Genomic DNA, 543 nt, shown 5'->3' on the forward strand with positions numbered 1-543 from the left:
AGTAACGGGCTTCACCAACGCTGATCTGAACATTCCCAATGGCACGTTGACCGCCGTGAGCAGCAGCGATGGCGGCATCACCTGGACGGCGACGTACACGCCTACGCTCGGGGTCAACGATACGAGCAACGTTATAGGCCTGAACAACACTGGCATCGCTGACCTGGCCGGTAACGCCGGCACCGGCGTCACCAACTCCGGCAACTTCGTGATCGACACGATGGTGCCGACGGCCACTCTTGTGGTCGCCGACAACAGCCTGAGCATCGGCGAGACCACCACGGTGACGATCACCTTCTCCGAGGCCGTGACGGGATTCAGTAATGCCGACCTGACCGTCGCCAACGGCACGCTTAGCGCCGTGAGCAGCAGCGACGGTGGCATCACCTGGACGGCAACTTTCACCCCAAGCGCCAATATCACCGACGCGACCAACCTGATCACCCTGGACAATACCGGGGTGCAGAGCGGGTCTGGCAACGTGGGGGTCGGCACCACGGATTCGAACAATTACGCCATCGACACCCAGCGCCCAACCGCCAC

At 62.1% G+C, this 543-nt stretch carries 1 protein-coding gene; it reads left to right on the forward strand.

Annotation, left to right across the window (positions count from 1 at the left end; translation table 11 throughout):
* A partial coding sequence (locus tag ACI77D_RS29345; RefSeq protein WP_407018103.1) for an Ig-like domain-containing protein occupies positions 1-543 on the forward strand: 543 nt, incomplete at both ends.

This window comes from Pseudomonas sp. O39, assembly GCF_045447295.1.
Lineage (GTDB): Bacteria > Pseudomonadota > Gammaproteobacteria > Pseudomonadales > Pseudomonadaceae > Aquipseudomonas > Aquipseudomonas antarctica_A.